12 protein-coding genes are annotated in these 14,024 nt (G+C 69.0%); 1 reads left to right on the top strand and 11 read right to left on the bottom strand.

What is annotated here, in order from left to right; translation table 11 throughout:
* From ACWCO3_RS20850 to ACWCO3_RS20800, 11 genes are all read right to left on the bottom strand, one after another.
* Positions 1-659 (bottom strand): DUF4272 domain-containing protein (locus ACWCO3_RS20850; protein ID WP_450011535.1); only part of this gene is annotated, 659 nt, incomplete at its 3' end.
* A 111-nt stretch (positions 660-770) separates the two neighbouring features.
* Positions 771-2,051: a thymidine phosphorylase gene (locus ACWCO3_RS20845; RefSeq protein ID WP_450011538.1), complete on the bottom strand. Its 1,281-nt coding sequence runs from the start codon at positions 2,049-2,051 to the stop codon at positions 771-773.
* 57 nt (positions 2,052-2,108) lie between these two features.
* The gene (locus tag ACWCO3_RS20840) at positions 2,109-2,813 is read right to left on the bottom strand and encodes a cytidine deaminase (RefSeq protein ID WP_145786246.1); all 705 of its coding nucleotides are present in this window, start codon (positions 2,811-2,813) and stop codon (positions 2,109-2,111) included.
* A 218-nt stretch (positions 2,814-3,031) separates the two neighbouring features.
* On the bottom strand, positions 3,032-4,312 hold the full coding sequence (locus tag ACWCO3_RS20835; RefSeq protein WP_145786245.1) for an ABC transporter permease: 1,281 nt from the start codon (positions 4,310-4,312) through the stop codon (positions 3,032-3,034).
* 3 nt (positions 4,313-4,315) lie between these two features.
* Positions 4,316-5,692, bottom strand: a complete 1,377-nt coding sequence (locus ACWCO3_RS20830; protein ID WP_145786244.1) for an ABC transporter permease — start codon at positions 5,690-5,692, stop codon at positions 4,316-4,318.
* Positions 5,689-7,236, bottom strand: a complete 1,548-nt coding sequence (locus tag ACWCO3_RS20825) for an ABC transporter ATP-binding protein (protein ID WP_341874464.1) — start codon at positions 7,234-7,236, stop codon at positions 5,689-5,691. The genes ACWCO3_RS20830 and ACWCO3_RS20825 overlap by 4 nt, the downstream gene beginning before the upstream one ends.
* A 248-nt stretch (positions 7,237-7,484) precedes the next feature.
* Positions 7,485-8,552: a BMP family lipoprotein gene (locus ACWCO3_RS20820; RefSeq protein WP_088986416.1), complete on the bottom strand. Its 1,068-nt coding sequence runs from the start codon at positions 8,550-8,552 to the stop codon at positions 7,485-7,487.
* Positions 8,553-8,830: 278 nt separating this feature from the next.
* Positions 8,831-9,172: a hypothetical protein gene (locus ACWCO3_RS20815; RefSeq protein WP_450011532.1), complete on the bottom strand. Its 342-nt coding sequence runs from the start codon at positions 9,170-9,172 to the stop codon at positions 8,831-8,833.
* 66 nt (positions 9,173-9,238) lie between these two features.
* Positions 9,239-10,150, bottom strand: coding sequence for an ABC transporter permease subunit (locus tag ACWCO3_RS20810; RefSeq protein ID WP_435821817.1), 912 nt, complete (start codon positions 10,148-10,150; stop codon positions 9,239-9,241).
* Complete coding sequence (locus ACWCO3_RS20805; protein ID WP_358161931.1) at positions 10,147-11,787, bottom strand: ABC transporter permease subunit; 1,641 nt, start codon at positions 11,785-11,787, stop codon at positions 10,147-10,149. The genes ACWCO3_RS20810 and ACWCO3_RS20805 overlap by 4 nt, the downstream gene beginning before the upstream one ends.
* Positions 11,787-13,037: a sugar ABC transporter substrate-binding protein gene (locus tag ACWCO3_RS20800; RefSeq protein ID WP_145786241.1), complete on the bottom strand. Its 1,251-nt coding sequence runs from the start codon at positions 13,035-13,037 to the stop codon at positions 11,787-11,789. Before ACWCO3_RS20800 ends, ACWCO3_RS20805 begins: the two co-directional genes overlap by 1 nt.
* A 199-nt stretch (positions 13,038-13,236) precedes the next feature.
* On the opposite strand from ACWCO3_RS20800, the gene ACWCO3_RS20795 reads away from it, so the two are divergent.
* A partial coding sequence (locus ACWCO3_RS20795; protein ID WP_450011529.1) for a LacI family DNA-binding transcriptional regulator occupies positions 13,237-14,024 on the top strand: 788 nt, incomplete at its 3' end.

Genomic DNA, 14,024 nt, shown 5'->3' with positions numbered 1-14,024 from the left:
TCCCAACCCGGGGGCTCGTCGTGGTACGGCCCGCGCAGGATCACCGCCCACTCCAGTGCCCAGCGGCGTTGCCCGATCGCGTTCGCGTCGACCAGGCCCGGTGCCCTCCGACCGTCGCGCTCGGTCTCCAGGTAGGCCCAGTCCAGGCAGTAGTGCAGGTCGAGCAGAGCGGCCGCGTCCGCCGGGTGCTGCGGCGCGGTGAGGATCCGGGAGCGCCAGTGCGGGAAGGTCTCCCCTCCGGCGATGTGCGGTAGCCGCTCGACCAGCCGTTCGTCGACGGCCAGCGTGGGGTCGAGCTGCTTGCTCAACCCGAGCACCCACGCCAGCGCGAAGAGCGCGTCGTGGTGCAGCACGAACGAACGGTGGTCGCCCTTGCCGCCCATCACGAACTGCCACTCCGGCGGGGTCACCATCTCCACCAGGTGTGAGCCGAGCAGCCAGCTCATCGCCGCCTGCGGGGGCATCCCGAAGCACCGCGCCAGGATCAGGTGCAGGACGGCGATCCGCGCCTCGATCTCCGCCGTCGGGCGCAGGTCGATCTCGTCACCCGGCTCCCACACCAACGGGAACTGGGCCGGCGGCAGCGGCAGGCCGAGCCGGGACAGCTCGTCCAGACTCGCCTCGCGCACCTCACGTGGGTCGGGGGCAGCAACGGTCACGGCGGGTCTTCCTGTCTGCTCGCGCCGGCGCAGGGCCGGTGGTCCCCCCTTGGCCTGCGACAATAGCGCTCCCAGGTGATCGGCACCATGCCCACCCCGACCCCTGTTCGGTCAGCCGATGCGCTCGATGACCAGCGGCGTCGACGCCGCAGCGGTCGACGAGACACGCACCGCCGTCGCGGCCTCCGCCAACGCCGCCGGGATCCGCGTCGCGTCCTCGGCACGCAGCTCGTAGAGAGCGTCACCGGCCCGCACCGGGTCACCCGGCCGCTTGTGCAACACCACACCGGACGGCACGCTGACCGGGTCCTCCTTGCGGGCCCGACCCGCGCCGAGCCGCCACGCCGCAACCCCCATGGCGTACGCGTCGACGGCGGCGACGTACCCGTCCTGCTCGGCGCGGACCACCTCGACCTCGGCGGCCTCGGGCATCGGCGCGTCCGGGTCGCCGCCCTGCGCCCGGATCATTGCCCGCCAGGAGTCCATCGCCCGACCGTCGCGCAACGCCGCCGCCGGGTCGGCGTCCGGCAGGCCTGCGGCGTCGAGCATCTCCCGGGCCAGGGCGAGCGTCAGCTCCACCACGTCGGCCGGCCCACCACCGGCCAGCACCTCGACCGACTCGGTCACCTCGACGGCGTTGCCGATCGCCAGGCCGAGCGGGGTGGACATGTCGGTGAGCAGGGCAACCGTCCGGACGCCGTGCGCGCCGCCCAACTCGACCATGGTGCGCGCCAGCTCACGGGCCTGGTCGACGGACTTCATGAAGGCGCCCGAACCGACCTTGACGTCGAGGACCAGCGCGCCGGTGCCCTCGGCGATCTTCTTGCTCATGATCGAGCTGGCGATCAGCGGGATCGCCTCCACGGTGCCGGTCACGTCGCGCAGCGCGTACAGCTTGCGGTCCGCCGGGGCGAGCCCGGCGCCCGCCGCGCAGATCACCGCGCCGACCTCGTCCAGCTGCTTGATGAACTCGTCGTTGCTGACCGTGGCCCGCCAGCCCGGGATGGACTCCAACTTGTCCAACGTGCCGCCGGTGTGCCCGAGACCCCGGCCGCTCAACTGGGGCACTGCCGCGCCACAGGCCGCCACCAACGGGGTGAGCGGCAGCGTGATCTTGTCGCCGACGCCGCCGGTGGAGTGCTTGTCGACGGTCGGCCGGCGTACCGCCGAGAGGTCCAGCCGCTCACCGCTGGCGATCATCGCGGCGGTCCACCGGGCGATCTCCGGCCCGGTCATGCCGTTGAGCAGGATCGCCATCGCCAGCGCGGACATCTGCTCGTCCGCGACAGCCCCCCGGGTGTACGCGTCGACCACCCAGTCGATCTGCGCGTCCGACAGCACCCCGCCGTCCCGCTTCACCCGAATGACGTCAACAGCAGCAAAACTCATCAGAAGATCTTCCCTAGTCTGTTGCAGATCCCGACCCACGGTCGGCCCAATCCCCGCCGCTCAACTCCAGCGAACAGGGATCTCCGCGGGTGGCTCACCCTCGCCGGCCCAGAAGATGGTGCCGGTCTCGTCGACCACCACGACCCGGGGCGTGCGTGCCATCCCCCAGGTGATCGCCTCGGCGGGATCATCCCAGCTCGGCGCCTCCTCCAGCACACCGGTCTCGGCGCCCGCGTCGTCTCCGGCCGAGCGTTCCCAGTACGCCGTCCAGACCTGCTGGCCGGCGGACATGTCCGCGTGCACGAAGACGGTGCCGCGCCCGCGCCAGGCGGCAAGCCGCTCGGGGACCACCGGCACCGGAGTCTCCCCGGTGACGGCTTCCAGGTCCTCGACGCCGAAGGCGTGCGGCAGCAGCTCGGCCATCCGCAGCGGGTCGCCCCTGGTCTCGATCAGGCACTCCGGGCCGCCGTGCTCCCAGAGCAGCTGCCGGCAGCGACCGCACGGCATCAACGGCTCGCCGGTGGCGTCGACGCAGGACAGCGCGACGAGCCGACCGCCGCCGGTGGCGTGCAGGCTGGACACCACTCCGCACTCGGCGCAGAGCGTCACCCCGTACGCGGCGTTCTCCACGTTGCAACCCACCACCACGCGGCCGTCGTCGACCAGCGCGGCGGCGCCCACCGGGAACGTCGAGTACGGCGCGTACGCGTGCCGCATCGCGTCGGTCGCGGCGGCGCGCAACCGCGCCCAGTCAATGTCGCTCATGCCGTCATTCTGCCCAGGTAGCCCAGGTCAGGAGCGAGCAGGGGCTCCCGTCCCGACACCCGCCCCCACTCCCGCTTTCGTGATCAAGTGATGAAAAGTAGGTGAGAGACGCCCCTGACGCCTACTTTTCATCACTTGACCATGAGCGGGAGCGGGAGGGGGCTGGAGAGCGTACGGAGCGTGCCCGGCGGAAAGGCCCGCCGGGCACGGCTCGGGCGTCAGCCCTTGATGTACGGCTTGCCGTCGGCGGCAGGTGCACGGACCCGGCCGACCAGCCCGGCGACGGCCAGGATGGTCGCCAGGTAGGGCAGCATGGCCAGGAACTGGCTGGGGATCGAGCTGCTGATCGCACCCAGGTAGGTGGCGAGCTGGTCGGCGAAACCGAAGAAGAGCGCGGCGAGCAGCGCCCCGGTCGGGTTCCACCGGCCGAAGATCAGCGCGGCGAGCGCGATGAAGCCCTTACCGCCGATCATGTTCTTGGTGAACGAGTAGAGCGCCAGCGTGTAGGACGCGCCGCCGATACCGGCGACCACGCCGGCCAGCAACACGTTGCGGTAGCGCACCCGCAGCACCTTGACGCCGAGCGTGTCGGCGGCGATCGGGTGCTCGCCGACCGAGCGGGTACGCAGACCCCACCGGGTGCGGAAGAGCCCGATGTGGATCACCAGCACGAGCAGCAGCCCGAGGTAGAGGAAGATGTTGCCGCGGAACAGCGCCGGCCCGAGCACCGGAATGTCCTTCAGCAGCGGGATCTCCCAGTTGCTGAAGCGGGGCGCGCTGTTGTATTTCGCCGCGTCGGTCTGCATCAGCCGCTCGTAGAGGAAGCCGGTGACGCCGACCGCCAGCAGGTTCAGCACGATGCCCATGACGACCTGGTCGACCAGGTAGCGGATGGCGAAGACAGCCAGCAGCAGCGAGATGAACGCGCCGCCGATGGCAGCGGCGACCAGGCCCACCCAGACGCTGCCGGAGATGCTGCCGAACAACGCACCGCTGAAGGCGCCCATCAGCAGTTGGCCCTCGATGGCCACGTTGACCACGCCGGAACGTTCGCAGAGCACCCCGGCGAGCGCGCCGAAGATCAACGGCAGGGCCAGGATGAACGTGCCCCGGATGATGTTGACCAGCGGCATGAAGTTCTGCCCGGCCGGCGCTGCGGAGACCTGCCAGCAGAGGAACGAGAGCACGAAGGCGACAAGCCCGACGCCGAGCACGAGGAGGAACCACCGCTTCGGCACCCCGGCGAGCAGCGCCGCGCCGGCGGCGATCGTGATGATCCCGAACAGGATCGCCCCGATCGTGCCGTTGATTTCCAGTGCGGCACCGGCCGCGTCGTCGCTGAGCGTGAACCGGGCCTGCTGGTTGGTGGCGAGCGCGCCGAAGAGCACCGCCGCCAGCAGGCCGAGCCCCAGCAGCGTGAGGCCGACCTTGCGGCTACGGGTCCAGAAGCCCTCGTCGACCGGAGCGACGGCGATGTCGGGGACAGCCATGGTGGACATGAGTTACCAGCCCTTCGCCAGGCTCGTCTGCAACCGGGCGGCGCGTGCGGCCCGGAGCTGGAAGATCGCCTTCACCAGAGCCGGCGCGGCGATGAAGATGACGATCAGCGCCTGGAGCACTGTCACCAGCTCCAGTGAGATCCCGGAGTACGACTGCATCCGGTTGCCACCGGCCTGCAACGCGCCGAACAGCAGCGCGGCCAGCAGGACCCCCCAGGGCTTCACCCGTCCGAGCAGCGCCACCAGGATGCCGTCGAAGCCGATCTGCGCGACCACCAGCGGGGTCAACGCGCTGGCGGTGGAGCCGAGCACCATGTTCGAGCCGCCGAGACCGGCCAGGATGCCGGCGAAGACCATGATCAGGATGTACGTCCGCGTGACGCTGATGCCGGCGGTGCGTGCGGCGTCGGGGTTGGCACCGACCGCCCGCAGCTCGAAGCCGAGCGTCGAGCGGTTCAGCAGCCAGGCGACCGCCCACGTGGCCAGCACGGCGAGCAGGATGCCGGCGTGCACCCGCAGGTTGTCGCCGAGCAGTCGGGGCAGCTGGGCGGACGTGTCGACCGCCTTGCTGATCGCGTCGGTACGGGTCGGGTCCTGCACGCCGTTCTGCACGATGAGCCAGGTGAGGAAGTACGTGGCGACGTAGTTGAGCATGATCGTGTTGATCACCTCGTGCGCGCCGGCGCGGGCCTTGAGGATGCCGGGGATGAACCCCCAGATCGCCCCGCCCAGCGCGCCGGCCAGCACCGCCACCAGCAGGTGCAGGCCGGGCGGCAGCGGCAGCAGGAAGCCGGCCAGCGCCGCCATGATCACGCCGATCGTGGCCTGGCCCTGCGCGCCGATGTTGAACAGGCCGCCCCGGAAGGCCAGCGCCACCGACAGACCGGTGAAGACCAGCGGCGCGGCGTAGGTGAGCGTCTCCGAGATCGGCGCGAGCACGGGCTGCCACCCGTTGGTGCCGTTCAACCAGCCGGTGAACGCCTCGGGGTCGAAGACCGAGCCCTTGAACAGGTTCGCGTACGCCTCGCTGACCAACGTCCAGCTGGAGTTGATCGCGTCCGACGGGCGCGAGGTGATGTACGAGTACGTGGACAGCACCGCCGGATCAGAAATGATCATCAGCACCGCGCCGACCACGATCGCCAGCACCAGCGACAGCAACGTCACAGTGAAGGTGTTGGCCGCCCAGAGGTTGTCCAGGAACAACCGGCCCAGGCTCTGCTTCGGCTCCGGGTCCTGCTCCGGCTTCGCGGCGGAGCGATCCGGCTGGGTCGCCACCTCGGCCCGTTCGGTGTTGCCGAGCGCGTTCTGCGCGGCCTGCGCCTCGCTCGCCGGCTCCTTGTCCGGGGAGCCCGACTGCGGGTTGGAAGGGTTGGTCATGCCTTGTCCTCGCTCGCGGAGCCTGCGTCGCTCGCCGGGGTCCCGTCTGCCGCGTCGGGCTCGCTGTCGGCGGGTGCCGCGACGGCCTCGTGTGCGGCGTCCGGGCTGATGCCGGCCATCAACAGGCCGATCTCCTCGCGCGGAGTGTCCGGACCGACGATGCCGATGATCCGACCCCGGTACATCACAGCGATCCGGTCGGCCAGACCGATGACCTCGTCGAGTTCGCTGGAGACCACCATGACGGCGGTGCCGATGTCCCGCTCATGGATGATCTGGCTGTGGATGAACTCGATCGACCCGACGTCGACGCCACGGGTGGGCTGGGCGGCGATGAAGAGCTTCAGTGGCCGGGACAGCTCCCGGGCCACGATCACCTTCTGCTGGTTGCCGCCGGAGAGGGTGCCCACCGCCGCGTCGGCCGATGAGGTGCGGACGTCGAACTGCTCGATCCGCTCCTTCGCGGAGGCCGCGATCGCGTCCGGCTTGAGCGCGAGCCCAGCACCGAACGGCGGACGGTCGTAGATGTCCAGCACCAGGTTTTCCGCGACGCTGAACTCCTTGACCAGGCCGTCCACGCTGCGGTCCTCGGGCACGTAACCGACGCCCGCCCGGAGCACCTTCTTGGGCTTCCAGCCGTCGATCCGGTCACCGGCCAGGCTGACCGTGCCGGCGAGCACCGGCCGCAGGCCCATGATCGCCTCGATCAGCTCGGTCTGGCCGTTGCCCTGTACGCCCGCCACGCCGAGCACCTCGCCCGCGCGCACGGTCAGGTCCACCCCGTCGACCGCGCGGATCTGCCGGTCGTCGTCGACGACCAGCCCGGTCACCTCCAGAACCGGCTCGCCCGGCGTGGCCGGGGCCTTGTCCACGGTGAGCCGGACGTTGCGCCCGACCATCAGTGCGGCCAGCTCGTCGCGGCTGGCCTCCGGTGAGGCGGTGCCGACGGTCTTACCGCGTCGGATCACCGTGATCCGGTCGGCGATGGCCTTGACCTCGCCGAGCTTGTGGGTGATGAAGACGATCGACTTGCCGGCCGCCTTGAGCGACCGCATGACCGTCAGCAGTTCCTCGGTCTCCTGGGGGGTCAGCACCGCGGTCGGCTCGTCCAGGATGAGCAGGTCGACGTCGCGGGTGAGCGCCTTGACGATCTCGACTCGCTGCTGGATGCCGACCGGCAGGTCCTCGATCACCGCATCCGGGTCGACCCGCAGGTTGTAGCGCTCGGACACCTCGGCCACCTCGCGCCGGGCGCGCCGCCGGTCCAGGAAACCGGCGATACCGCCCCGGGTCTGCTCCGCGCCGAGCATGATGTTCTCGGCGACGGTGAAGACCGGCACCAGCATGAAGTGCTGGTGCACCATGCCGATCCCGGCGCCGATCGCGTCGGACGGGCCCTTCAGCTTCAGCGGCTTGCCGTCGACCAGGATCTCGCCCTCGTCGGGCTGGTAGAGCCCGTAGAGCACGTTCATCAGGGTCGACTTGCCCGCGCCGTTCTCGCCGAGCAGGGCGTGAATCTCTCCAGGCTCCACCGTCAGGTCGATGTGGTCGTTGGCGACCAGATCACCGAACCGCTTGGTGATGCCGCGCAGTTCGAGTCTCAGCGCAACCTCCTGGAGTGCGAGCGATGGTGCAGCCTAGCTGCCGTCAACCCGGCCGGAACGGCCCGGCCGACGTGGTGCGCGATCGGCCGCTCCGACCCCACGGTCACCCGCAGGGCCGAAGCGGCCGATCGGTCGTACCTGTCCCCGCCGACCCCACCGATGATCTCACCGGAGGGGCCAGCCGGTTGTCACTTGGTCGGCTGGGCCTTCGAGGTGACGGTGATGGTGCCGGCGGCGATGTCCGCCTTGATCTTGTCGACCTCGGCCTTCAGCTCGGCCGGAACCTTGCTGTCGAAGTCGTGGTACGGGGCGATCGAGACACCGTTGTTGGCCAGGGTGCCGACGAAGCCCGGCTTGGCCGGCAGCTTGTCGCCGGCGGCGGCCTTGACCACGGCCTCCTTGACGGCCTCCGGGATGTTCTTGACCACGGTGGTGATGATCGCGGAGCAGTCCGGGGTGCTCTCGCAGCCGTCGACGTCCACCCAGATGGTGCTGTACTTGCCGCCCGAGGCCTTGGCCGCGGCGGTGGTGCCGAGGCCGGAGCCGCCGGCGACCGGCATGATGATGTCCGCGCCCTGGGCGACCAGCGCGTCGGAGACCTTCTTGCCCTCGTCCTGCTTGGCGAAGTCGTTGGTGAAGGAGCCCTTCTGAGTCTCCTTGTTCCAGCCGAGCGCCTGGACGTTCTTCTTCTTGGTGGTGTTGTAGTACGCCACGCCGTCGACGAAGCCGTCCATGAAGATGGTGACCGGCGGGATCGGCAGCGCGCCGTAGGTGGCCACCTTGCCGGACTTGCTCATCCCGGCAGCCAGGTAACCGGCCTGGAACGCGGCCTGGGCGGTGTCGAACTGCATCGGGTAGACGTTGGCGTCACCCGGGTTAGCGTCGACGATGCCGAACTCCTGGTTCGGGTTCGCCTTGGCGATCTTCGAGGTGGCGTTGGCCATCAGGCCACCGACCGCGAGGATGAAGTTGCACTTCTGGTTGACGTACTGCGTCAGGTTCGGCTCGTAGTCGGCCTCGGCCTTCGACGCGACGAACTTGATGTCGATGTTGTCGTTGGCGGCCTTGGCCTCCTGCAGACCCTTCCAGGCTGAGGCGTTGAACGACTTGTCGTCGATGCCGCCGACGTCGGTCACCATGCAGGCGCTGAACTTCTTGGCGCCACTGCCGGCGTTGTTGTCATCCTTGGGGGCCTCGCCACAAGCGGCGGCGGTGAGCGCGAGCCCACCCACCGCGATAATCGAGGCGATCCGCATCCCACGCACCGAGCGCAAGACGTCTCCTTCCCATTGCTCACCGCGCCTTGTGCGGTGGCAGCCCATCAGCCGGCCTGCGGGTGTGCGGCCGGCTGTCCCACGTTACGGACGGGAGCGTACGCCCGCGCCCACCCACCGGCCGACAATCGTGCACGACTGTTGAGCGCCTGTTACCCGGGTGTAACCCTTGCGTGGGGCACGTCACTCTTCGTGCTGGTAAGCGAGCGCCCAGGCGTCCGCAACGTCCGTTTTTCGGGGGGCGTCCCCCTCCCCGGACGTTACCGCCAAAAGACCGCGACCGCCGCGTTGACCAGGGTCAGGCCGACGATTGCCAGGAAGTGGCCGCGGTTCACCGCGTCCCGCTTCCGGGAGAAGGAGACCATGACGAAGATCAGCAGAGCGATGACCAGCTTCGTCACAAGTTTCGCCGGCGCCGGCTCGTCTCCGTCGCGGAGCGGGGCGGAGAGCCCGAGCCCGGTCAGCAGCTGGATCGCCGCCCCCCAGAGCATGGCCTGGTTGATCCGGATCGGACCGCTGACGTACTGGGCGATCGAGCCGCCGAGCAGCAGAGCGAAGCCGATCAGATGGACATAGAGGAGGATTAGTCGAAGTGCTTCCACGCGCTCATCCTCTCCTATCAACGACGGTTTGTAGTAGTGGGGTCGACCGGTCGGCGCGTCGACGACTCATCCCTTGACCGCGCCGGAGGTGAGGCCGGAGACGATGAAGCGCTGAAGGAGCTGGAACACCAGCACGGTGGGGATCGCGGTGAGCAGGGTGCCGGCGGCGAAGATCCCGAAATTGGTGTTCCGCTCGCCGCCCTGCAACATGCCACGCATGCCGACTGCGAGGGTCTTGGCGTCGGTGTCGGTGAGGAAGACACTCGCCATCAGGAACTCGTTGATGGTGTTGATGAAGGCGAGCAGCCCGGTAACCGCGAGGATCGGCGCCACCAACGGCAGCATGATCCGGAAGAAGACCTGGGCGTGCGAGGCGCCATCCATGGTGGCCGACTCGTCCAACTCCCGGGGCAGGGTGTCGAAGAAACCCTTCATCAGCCAGGTGTTCACGCCCAGCGCGCCACCCATGTAGAGCAGCATCAAGCCCCACGAGGTGTTGAAACCGATGGCCGGCCACAGATCGGTGATCGTGCCGAAGATCAGGAAGATCGCCACGATCGCCAGGAACTGCGGGAACATCTGGATCAACAGCAGCGACAGCAGCCCCACCCGTCGCCCCTGAAACCGCATCCGGGAGAAGGCGTACGCCGCGAGCGCGGAGAGGAAGACCGAGGCGAACGACGCGCCACCTGCGATGAGCAGCGAGTTCAGGAACCAGTTGGCGAATTCGGTGCGCGCGAACAGATCCCCGAAGTTCTCAAACGACACCCCGCCGGTCGGCACCAACTCGGTGGAGGACAGGGTGCCGAGCGGATTGAGCGCCGCCGAGACGACGAACACGAGCGGAAAGAGACTGAACAGTACGCCGAGCAGGCCGACCAGGTGCCGCCAGCCGACCTGGGCGAACCAGCGGTTCCTCCGTCTCCCCACGATGCGGTTGACCGCCGCCGTGCGGTCCGCGCCGGTGAGCGTGGTCACGAATACACCTCCTCCTGCTGGCGGGTCCGCCGGAAGCTGACCGCCGAAACCACCGCGACGATGGTGAAGATGAACAGTGAGATCGCCGCGGCGAAGCCGAACTGCGCGGCCTGCCCACCGAACGCCAGCCGGTACGTGTAGGTGATCAGCAGGTCGGTGGCACCGTTGCTGGGGTTGTCCGCCGGGAACGGCGCCCCCTCGGTGGTCAGGTAGATCGCATTGAAGTTGTTGAAGTTGAACGCGAACGACGAGATCAGCAGGGGCGAGAGCGCGACCAGCAGCAGCGGCAGGGTCACCGCTCGGAACGACTGCCAGGGCGACGCGCCGTCGACCGAGGTGGCCTCGGTCAACTCCCGTGGGATGGCCTGTAGCGCGCCGGTGGCCACCAGGAACATGTACGGGTAGCCGAGCCAGAGCTGCACCAGGATCACCGCGGCGCGGGCCGACCAGTCCTGCCCGAACCAGTCGACCCCGAGCCCGAACAGGTTGTTGATCAGCCCGAAGTCGGTGTTGAACATGTCCCGCCAGACCAGCAGCATCGCGAACGACGGCATGGCGTACGGCAGGATCAGCAACATCCGGTAGAGGTTCGTGCCCCGCATCCGGGGCGAGTGCAGCGCCAGCGCGATCAGCATGCCGAGGACGAACGTGCCGACGGTGGAGCCGATCGCGAAGGCGAAGTTCCAGATCAGCGTCCCGAGGAACGGCCCGGCGATCCGCTCGTCGGTGAGCACCCGGGTGAAGTTGGACAACCCGACGTTCACCTTCCAGCCCTGGGCCAGCCGCTCACCGTCGGCGGAGACGAACGCGCCGACCTCGCCGTCCGCGGTCCACGTCTGGCCAGTGTCGGTGTCCTTCACACAGTCGCAGCCCGCGTCGTACGCCCGGACTGCCTTGCCCTCGTACACCCGGGACAGGCCGGACGAGCGCAGCGCGCCGCCGGCGGTCGGCACCACCAGGTCGGTGACGTCCTTGCTGCGGGCGCTGGCCTGGCCGACGTTGAGCACGGTGTAGCCGTCGGCCGCGGTGACCTTCCCGCCGAGGGCGACGGTGGCCGCGCCGGGGTCGAGTGGGCGCAGACCCCGAGCGTCTCCGGCGGAGACCGCACCGGTCTGCGGGTCGGTGATCAGGAAGACCAGGGCACCGGTGGCCGGGTCGCCAGTGGTGGCGACCGACATCGGGTACTGGGTGGAACCCGGGACCTGCTTCACCGAGGAGCTCTGGATCGCGACGATCGCGTCGTCCTTGCTGCCCCGGTGCCCGTCGCCGAAGTTGGTGAAGGCCGTGCTCGCGGTGTAGAGCACCGGCACGATCTGGAAGGCGATCAGGAATAACGTGCCCGGGACGAGGTACTTCGCCGGGACGTGCCGACGGCCCAGGTAGAGATAGAACAGCGTGGCAGTGGTCAGCACCAGCACAGCCAGGCCGACCCACTGCTCAGCCTCCACCAGCGGGAAGGCCGCCCAGATCGCGGTCCCGGCCACCAGGCCGAGCAGGACCACCTTCGCGGCGAGGCCGGCCACGGTGATCGGCGCGTGGTTCCGCGCGGTACGGGACGTGCGCGGGGACCCGGTGCGGACGGGCCCCCGGCCCGGGGCCTGCTGGGCAGACCCCGGGCCGGACAGCGGTGCGCTCATTACTTGATCGAGCCGGCGATCGTCTTGCCGGCCGCGGTGACCGTGCTGGTCGGGTCGGCGCCGCCGATGACAGCGGCCTCGGCCTTGCCGAACGGGTCCCAGATCGCGGCCATGGCCGGGATGGCCGGGAGTACCTGACCGTTCTTGCCGGCCTCGATGAACTTGGCCAGGTCCGGGTCGTTGCCCTTGACCTGGTCCAGTGCGGCGGTCAGCGCCGGCGGGCGCGGGTCGGCCTGGTAGAGCGCCACGGCCAGTTCCGGCTTGGCGACGTAGTTGACGACGAACTCCTGGGCGAGAGCCTTGTTCTTACCCTTCGCCGCCACGTAGAAGGACTGGACGCCCACGAACGGCGCGGCCGCCTTGCCACCGGCGAAGCCGGGAACGGCGGAGACGTCGTACGTGATGCCGGCCTTCTTCACATCGGCGGTCGCCCACGGCCCGGAGACCAGGAAGGCGCACTTCTTGCCGGTGAAGGTGGCGGTCGAGTTGGTGTCGGCGATCGAGCGCTTCAACACGCCCTCGCCCTTCTCGCCGAGCGCGGCGATCTTCTTGAACGCTTCGATCGACTCCGGCTTGCCCACACCCAGGTCCTTCGGGTCGTAGTCGCCGTTCGCGGTGGTGCCGAAGAGGTAACCGCCGGCCGAGGCGTACAGCGGGTAGATGTGGTACGCGTCGCCCTTCTGGCCGACCTGCAGGCACAGCGTCTCGGTGACCTTCTTCTGCGCCTTGAGCTGCTTGCCGGTGGCGACCAGCTCCTCGATCGTCGCGGGCGCATCGGGGGCCAGCTCGGTGTTGCGGATCAGCGCCAGGTTCTCCTGCGCGTACGGCACGCCGTAGAGCTGGCCGTTGAAGGTGACGGCCTTGATGGCGGTCTCGTTGAAGGCGGCCTTCTGCTCGTCGGGCAGTTGTACCGGGTCGATGGCACCGTTTTGGACCAGGTTGCCGATCCAGTCGTGCGCGCCGATCACCACGTCCGGGCCGCCGCCCTGGCTCGACACGGTCACGAAGTTGTTCTGGAGGTCCTCGTTCGGGACAGCCTGCACCTCGACGGTGACGCCGTTCTCCTGTCCGAACTTCTCGGCGAACGGCTTGAGGGCGGCGGTCCGCTTGTCGTCGGCCCAGATCACCAGATTGCCGCCGGCGGCCTTGGGGGTTTCCTTCGTGGCCGGCTCGTCGCTGTCGCCGCCACAGCCGGAGACGGCAAGCGCCAAGCCGAGAACGGCAACCACACCCGCGGTACGGATGCGCATCGGTACTCCTGTCGTCATGGCTGATCCGCCGGGGGAAGGGCGGACCGCCAGCGGTAAATGCTGAAAGTTCTTGCTAATCGGCGCAGAAGTGCTGCGCCGCAGCTCTCGCATGTTGCGGGCACGTTAGCAAGAGGTTGCAGGTTTTGGAAGAGCTTGCAAAGGTCGTCGCAAGAACTTGCCCGTGGGCTAAAGTTCCGCCATGCGCGCTCGACTGTCCGACATCGCCCAACAGGCCGAAGTCAGCGAGGCCACGGTGTCGCGGGTGCTCAACGATCGCCCCGGCGTAGCCCCGGAGACCCGACAGGCCGTCCTCACCGCCCTCGACGTTCTCGGCTACGAGCGCCCGGCACGGCTGCGTAAGCGCAGCGCCGGGCTGGTCGGTCTGGTCGTGCCGGAGCTGGACAACCCGATCTTCCCCGCATTCGCGCAGGTCATCGAATCGACCCTGGCGCAGAGTGGGTTCACCCCTGTGCTCTGCACCCAGACCGCCGGCGGCGTCACCGAGGACGAGTACGTGGAGATGCTGCTGGACCGGCAGGTCTCCGGGATCGTGTTCGTCTCCGGTCTGCACGCCGACACCGCCGCCAGCCACGACCGCTACCGGGCGCTGATTGCTCGGCCACTGCCGGTTGTAATGATCAACGGGTACGTGCCGGGCATTGGCGCGCCCTTCGTGTCCTGCGACGACCGGGAGGCCGCCGAGTTGGCCGTGGCCCACCTCGTCGCACTCGGGCATCGCAGGATCGGCCTGATCACCGGCCCGGACCGGTTCGTGCCGGTGCAGCGCAAGGTAACCGGATGGCGTGCGGCGATGACCCGGCTGGCCGGCGTCGCCGAGGTCGATCTCGGCCCGCTCGCCGAGCTGACGCTGTTCGGTGTGGAGGGTGGCAAGGCGGCGGCCGGGCGCCTGCTCGACCGCGGCGTCACCGGCCTGGTCTGCGGCTCCGACCTGATGGCTCTCGGCGCGATCCGGGCTGCCCGGCCAAC

Source organism: Micromonospora sp. NPDC002411 (assembly GCF_053592955.1).
The sequence above is the reverse complement of the archived record's forward strand: the minus strand, read 5'-3'. Positions and strand labels throughout refer to the sequence as shown.